We start from the raw sequence: 575 nt of genomic DNA, 5'->3' as shown, positions 1-575 counted from the left end.
ATTTTTCTATAAGCCTACAAATTTTGTTGTTTTGAGCATTTTCTGCATGAAGGGATCCTAAATGAAGAATTGCTTTAGTCTGCATCTTTCTGAGGTTAGGGTCCTGGTATACGCTCCCTGGTCTAGATACACCATTTAAGTTTAATAGCATTGTGCCAGAGTAAACATCATTAACACGGCTAATATCACTAGGCCTACAAGTTAATAGAACTGGTTTCAAAGAAACCGCATTACCAGGATTCATATCAATAGAAGAATGATGAATGGATGATATTGACCTCCAAGGTACCAATCCACGTAACCTGGGTAGAAAATCTTGACTCTTACCAATTGTACAAGAAGAAAGCTGAAAAGCAGCTAAAAATGACCAAGTCGTAATTGGTTGAAAAGAACAAATCAACCGTTTTTTCGAATATATTTTTTTTAAATTTTTATTCATTTAAACTATATTTTTATCATAATGATGCAAGAACGCTATATCGATGCAACCTACTGTAGCAGCAGCCATACACGAAAAGAAAAAACGCCCATTATAAAATAGTTGCGATCGGAAACCACCCCTTACAGCTGGAAAA

Annotated in this window: 1 protein-coding gene; it reads right to left on the bottom strand. The window is 35.5% G+C overall.

Annotated features, from left to right (window positions below):
- On the bottom strand, positions 1-439 hold a 439-nt coding region (locus MUW74_RS03910), incomplete at its 3' end, for a hypothetical protein (protein ID WP_243553083.1).
- Between the last annotated feature and the right edge of the window lie 136 nt (positions 440-575).

This window comes from Candidatus Cardinium sp. cBcalN2 (assembly GCF_022810445.1).
Classification (GTDB): domain Bacteria; phylum Bacteroidota; class Bacteroidia; order Cytophagales; family Amoebophilaceae; genus Cardinium.
This window is presented reverse-complemented; position numbering and strand designations above follow the sequence as displayed.